Genomic DNA, 5,792 nt, shown 5'->3' on the forward strand with positions numbered 1-5,792 from the left:
CGGCGGGTTCGGTGACGATGCGGTTGCTCTTCGCGACCGTCATCCTGGTCGCGATCATCCGGCCACGGGTGCGTGGCTACTCGCGCGCGGACTGGGCGACGGTGCTCTGCTTCGGCCTTGCCCTCGGCCTGATGAACTTCACCTTCTATGGCTCTCTCGCACATCTGCCCATCGGCGTCGCCGTGACGATCGAGTTCCTCGGGCCGCTCGCTCTCGCGACGGTGCTGTCCCGGCGACCCCGGGACCTAATTGCAGTCGTGGCCGCGGGCACGGGCGTCGTCCTGATTTCGGAAGCCCTCCACGTCCCGTTGGCGGAACTCAACTGGACCGGGATCGGATTGGCTCTCGCCGCGGGGGCGTGCTGGGCGGCATACATCATTTTCAGCGGCCGGACAGGCGCGGCCTTTCCCAAGCTCGACGGGCTGGCCATCGCGATGGTGGTCGCGTCGGCCCTGGTGACCCCCTTCGGCGTGCTCACCATCGATGAGTGGACGACCCCCTGGCTCGCGAAGGGCCTAGGAATCGCCGTGCTCTCGTCCCTGCTCCCCTACTCCCTCGAACTGCTCGCCTTGCGCCGAATGCGCGCGGCCGTGTTCGGGATCCTGCTCAGCCTGGAGCCGGCCTTCGCAGCGCTGGCCGGCCTGATCGTGCTCGACCAACGCCTCCATACGCTGCAACTGGTTGGCATGGCACTGGTAGTCGGCGCCAGCATCCTGATCATGGGCGGCAACGCCGAGAAGGACCCGGCCGAGGCCGCCGCGACCTGATCGGGCGCCATACGCAGGGGTTTGTGGAATCGGGCGGGAAAGCTGTCAGCGCCCGGGGCCGCTAGGCGTCCGGGGAGGCCGCGTCGCGCTTGGACTTCCAGAGGCTGGCAATGGTGGTGACGCCGAGGATGACGACGATCGCACCGAGGGAGACCGAGATGGGGATCTCGGGGACGTGAATGTTCTCGCCGCCGTTGATGAAGGGCAACTCGTTGGTGTGCAGCGCGTGGAGCAGCAGCTTGACGCCGATGAAGGCCAGCAGCACGGCCAGCCCGATGCTGAGATAGACGAGCTTCTGCAGTAGGCCACCGAGCAGGAAATAGAGCTGGCGCAGCCCCATCAGGGCAAAGAGGTTGGCGACCAGGACGATGTAGGGCTCCTTGGTCAGTCCGTAGATCGCGGGGATCGAGTCGAGGGCGAAAAGCAGGTCCGTGGTGCCCAGCGCAAGGATGACGAAGAGCATCGGCGTGGCCAGCCGCTTGCCGTCCAGGCGGGCGAACATCGAGGTGCCGTGGTACTCCTTCGTCGAGGGGATCCGCTTTTCGACGAACTTCATGAATGTGTTCTCTTCGTACTCGTCGTCGTCGGACTCCCCCTCACCGACCAACTTCCAGGCGGTGTAGATGAGGAACGCGCCGAAGATGTAGAAGACCCACGAGAAGTTGTTGATCGCCGCGGCACCGGCCCAGATGAACAGGCCGCGAAGGACGATGGCGATGACGATGCCGACCATCAGCGCAAACTGTTGGAGACGCTCCGGCACCGCGAAGTTCGCCATGATCAGCAAGAAGATGAAGAGGTTGTCGACGCTGAGCGAATACTCGGTCAGCCAGCCGGCGAAGAACTCCCCGGCCAGTTTGCCCCCTTTCATCGCGAAGAGCGCGATACCGAAGATCACGGCTGCTCCGATATAGCCCGACAGCGCGAGCACAAGTTCCTTGGTGCTCGGGCGGTGCGGGTTGCGGGCAATCCAGATGACGTCGAAGGCAAGCACCGCTGCGGCGACGCCGATGGTCAAGAACCAGACCCACGTGGGCAGGTCGAGTTGTGTGGCATTCGCCGTTGCTAATGCGTGAACCAATTGGGGTCGCCTTTCGGACGTGACGGAAATCAGTCCGAAGGTCTCTCCCGCCCGAGGTAGATCGGGCCACCGCCCCGGGCCGGTGGGCCGTGATGACGAGGCAGGCGCTTGGGGGATACTCCCCTTCAGGGCACCCCGCACGGGCGAGGCACGAACACTATTGAACCACTGCGCGGGCAGTGGGTCGAATCTGCGCACACATTCCGGTCAACCGATCGAGGGTCACACACGTGTCAAGGGCGACGATCACGGCGAGGAGACTGACGATGACTTGGGACGCGCAAAACGCCTCACCACGGCGCAGGACCTCGCCACGCGCGGTGGCTATCGCGGTCGCCACAATCCTGGCTGTCGCTGTCGGGGTGAGCGCGGGGGTTGCGTCACCCTCCTCGGGCGCTGGGCTGGCGGGCTCGCCGAGGACCGCCTCGGCCGCGCAGATCGGGAACTTGGACTTTCGGATCGAGCGGCTCAGCGGTACCGACCGGTATGCCGCGGCCGCGGCGATCAGCCGGCGCTTTCACCCCGCCGGATCGGGCGTGGTGGCCGTCGCGAGTGGCGAGGCGTATGCCGATGGAATCGCCGCCGGCACCCTTGCGGCGGACGGCGGTATGCCGGTCCTCTTCGTCAAGCGCGACCACATTCCGTCGGTGACGGCCGCCGAACTAGATCGCCTGCAGCCGTCGATGATCTTCGTCTTCGGCGGTCCGTCCACGATCAGCGAGGAGATCGTGCGGGAGCTCGGGTCGAACTGGACCGACGAGGGCGTCGTCGAACGGATCGGCGGTGCGGACCGGTTCGAGGTGGCGGCAGCGGCGAGTGCCCGTGCCTTCACCGGCCCGCTGCGCACCGTCTATGTCGCCTCCGGCCGGGTCTGGCCGGACGGATTGACAGGCGGAGCGGCTGCGGCCGTCGATGGATCACCGATGCTGCTCACCGACACCGCACAGCTCCCGGCCACCACCGAGGCGGAGTTGCGGCGCCTCTCCCCCGGCCGGATCCTGCTCCTCGGCGGCCCGGCTTCGGTCTCGTCGACAGTCGCAGACGCGCTCGGTCAGATCGCCCCCATCGAGCGTGTCTGGGGCGCAGACCGGTATTCGACAGCACTGGCCATCGCGAAGCGGGTCTTCGGGTCCGACCGGCCGGGCCTGATGGTGGCCACCGGGGCCAACTACCCGGACGCCCTCGCCGGGAGCGCGGCCGCAGTCGTCACCCGGGGCCCGATCCTGCTCTCCCGCGACCACGGTCTCCCGCCGGGCACGGACGCCGAACTGACTCGGCTCGGTCCGGACACGGCATACCTGCTCGGTGGCACGGCATCGGTGCCCATCGAGATTCCGCGGTTGGTGCAGAAGGAACTCGGGGTGTGCTGGGCGGGATTCGCTCCTACCGACGGACGGACTGAGGTGATCAGTGCTGTCGCCGGCGTGAGCGGTCAGAAGATCGCCAACACCTTCGACATGGGTGGACGGATGACCGGCGCGGCCGACATCGTGCGCTACCTCATCGACCACCAGGTATGCACGACCTTCTTCCCCACCTCAATCATGGCCGACACTCCCGAGGGCCACGACGTGATGGCCCTGATCGCCGCGCACCCTGAACTCTTCGAGATCGGCAATCACACCGTCCACCATTGCGACCTGGTGCGTGGGGGCGGTGGTTCTCCGACGGCTGCCCCGTGCCAGGTGCCGATGACAGACAGCTTCGTCCGGGCCGAACTAAGCGACGCCGAAACGGTGCTTCGCGGCCTGTCCGGTATGACTGTGCGGCCCTATTGGCGACCGCCCTTCGGCTCGTCCGACGCCCGCGTCCAGTCGCTCGCCACGTCGGTGGGCTACCCGAAAACCATGATGTGGAGTCGGGACACGGCGGACTGGGATCCGGGAACGAGCACCGCCGACATCCTCGACGCCGTCCTGAATCCCACTCCACCGGCCGGCACGATCGTGCTCAACCACCTCGGGGGATACAACACCGGCGCTGCCCTGCCGACGATCATCTCGACCCTTCGCGCCCGCGGGGTGACCGTCACGACCGTCTCGGACCTCATGGACGGCTGAACCGGCCTTTCGACACCCCTGAACCGGCCTTTCGACGTCAGGAAGATCGTGTCGGCCACCTTGGCGACGTGGTCGCCCTCCCACGGCTGATCCGGCCACGCGCCGGCTTCGCGAGCGCGTAGGCCGCGATCTCCTCGGGGGTCACTTGGTCGCCTCGTGCATTTGACGCAACTCCTTCTTCAGGTCACCGATCTCATCCCGCAACCGGGCCGCGACCTCGAAGCGCAGCTCAGCGGCAGCAGCGTGCATCTGGTCGGTGAGCTCGTGGATGAGCGAGGCGAGCTCGCTTGCCGGCAGCCCCTTGACCGACGCCGCTTGGCCGGTGTCGGCCATCATTGCGCCGCGCCCACCGCGCCCGGCCCCGCGCACACCGCGCGTCTGGCTTCGGCCGGATCCGAGCAGGGCGTCAGTGTCGGCGTCCTCACGCCCGAGCAGGTCGGTGATGTCGGCGATTTTCTTGCGCAGCGGCTCGGGGTCGATGCCGTGCTCGCGGTTGTAGGCGACCTGCTTCTCGCGGCGCCGGTTGGTCTCCTCGATCGCATTGGCCATCGACGGCGTGATCTTGTCGGCATACATGTGGACCTGCCCCGAGACGTTACGGGCGGCTCGGCCGATGGTCTGGATCAGCGAGCGGGCCGAGCGCAGGAAACCCTCTTTGTCGGCGTCGAGGATGCTGACCAGGGAGACCTCCGGCAAGTCCAGGCCCTCACGCAACAGGTTGATGCCCACGAGCACGTCGAACTCCCCGAGGCGCAACTCGCGCAGCAACTCCACGCGACGCAGCGTGTCGATGTCGGAGTGCAGATAGCGCACCCGCACGCCCTTCTCGAGCAGATAGTCGGTCAGGTCCTCGGCCATCTTCTTGGTCAGCGTGGTGACCAGCACGCGCTCGTCGCGCTCGGCGCGCTGGGCGATCTGGTCGAGCAGATCATCGATCTGGCCCTTTGTCGGCTTGAGGATGACCTCGGGGTCGATCAGCCCGGTCGGCCGGATGACCTGCTCGACGACGCCATCGCTCTTGGCGATCTCGTAGTCACCTGGCGTCGCCGACAGATACACGGTCTGCCCGATCCGGTCGAGAAATTCCTCCCACATCAGCGGCCGGTTGTCCATCGCGCTCGGCAGGCGGAAACCATGGTCGACCAGCGTGCGCTTGCGCGACATATCGCCTTCGTACATCGCGCCGATCTGCGGGACCGTCTGGTGCGACTCGTCAATGACCAGCAAGAAGTCATCGGGGAAATAGTCGAGTAGGCAGTTGGGCGCCGACCCACGGGACCGGCCATCGATGTGCATTGAATAGTTCTCGATACCGCTGCAAGAACCGATCTGCCGCATCATCTCGATGTCATAGGTCGTGCGCATCCGCAGCCGCTGCGCCTCCAGCAGCTTGCCCTGCTTCTCGAAGAGCGCGAGCTGATCGGCCAACTCCTTCTCGATCCCGGTGATCGCGCGCTCCATCCGCTCGGGCCCGGCGACATAGTGGGTGGCGGGGAAGACATACATCTCGGTCTCCTCGCGAACCACCTCACCGGTGACCGGATGGAGGGTATAGATCCGCTCGACCTCGTCACCAAAGAACTCGATCCGCAAGGCCAGTTCCTCATAGACCGGGATGATCTCGACCGTGTCGCCGCGCACCCGAAAGGTGCCTCGGGTGAAGGACAGGTCGTTGCGGACATACTGCATCTCCACGAACCGGCGCAGCAACGCGTCGCGCTCGATCGGCATACCGACCCGGAGCCGGACCATGCGGTCGACGTACTCCTGCGGGGTGCCGAGGCCGTAGATGCAACTGACCGACGCGACGACGACGACGTCGCGCCGGGTCAGCAGCGAGTTGGTCGCGCTGTGGCGCAGCCGCTCGACCTCGTCGTTGATCGA

Annotated in this window: 4 protein-coding genes; 2 read left to right on the forward strand and 2 right to left on the reverse strand. The window is 66.3% G+C overall.

All coding sequences use genetic code 11. The features are described from left to right. A partial coding sequence (locus PKH97_RS12905) for an EamA family transporter (RefSeq protein WP_324387900.1) occupies positions 1–767 on the forward strand: 767 nt, incomplete at its 5' end. Positions 768–828: 61 nt separating this feature from the next. On the opposite strand, the gene PKH97_RS12910 is transcribed toward PKH97_RS12905, so the two are convergent. After that, the gene (locus PKH97_RS12910; RefSeq protein ID WP_324387901.1) at positions 829–1,848 is read right to left on the reverse strand and encodes a TerC family protein; all 1,020 of its coding nucleotides are present in this window, start codon (positions 1,846–1,848) and stop codon (positions 829–831) included. Between the two features lie 446 nt (positions 1,849–2,294). Between PKH97_RS12910 and PKH97_RS12915 the strand changes: the two genes are divergently transcribed. Beyond that, complete coding sequence (locus PKH97_RS12915) at positions 2,295–3,908, forward strand: cell wall-binding repeat-containing protein (protein WP_324387902.1); 1,614 nt, start codon at positions 2,295–2,297, stop codon at positions 3,906–3,908. Positions 3,909–4,049: 141 nt separating this feature from the next. On the opposite strand, the gene uvrB is transcribed toward PKH97_RS12915, so the two are convergent. After that, positions 4,050–5,792: excinuclease ABC subunit UvrB (gene uvrB / locus PKH97_RS12920; protein WP_324387903.1), on the reverse strand; the 1,743-nt coding region annotated here is incomplete at its 5' end.

The organism is Nostocoides sp. (assembly GCF_035343835.1).
GTDB classification, from domain to species: domain Bacteria; phylum Actinomycetota; class Actinomycetes; order Actinomycetales; family Dermatophilaceae; genus Nostocoides_A; species Nostocoides_A vanveenii.